A 273-nucleotide genomic window follows, 5' to 3' on the forward strand; every position below is an offset into this window, starting at 1 on the left:
GCGGTGTCGGGCCACAGCGCCGCGGTCAGCGTGACGACCAGGGCCACCCCCAGGCCCAGCTCGACCCGCGGGACCCGCCACGCGAGCGCGGCTCCCGCCGCGACCGCCAGCACCCCGGCCGCGGGAACCCACGCGGACACCTCCCTCCCGGCCAGGTCGTCGACCAGCGGGTACGCCGCGGCCGTCGCCCCGATCGCGGCGACGGGGAACCGGCCGTCTGCGAAGGGCAGGAAACGGCCGACGGCCTCCGCACCGAGCACCGTCGCGGCGAGC

General features: G+C 79.1%; 1 pseudogene. It reads right to left on the minus strand.

The window, feature by feature from the left end:
- Positions 1-273 (minus strand): annotated as a pseudogene (locus tag CQZ88_RS31930) (hypothetical protein); the annotation flags it as partial.

This window comes from Rhodococcus sp. ENV425, from assembly GCF_002887785.1.
In the GTDB taxonomy this organism is placed as follows: domain Bacteria; phylum Actinomycetota; class Actinomycetes; order Mycobacteriales; family Mycobacteriaceae; genus Rhodococcus; species Rhodococcus aetherivorans.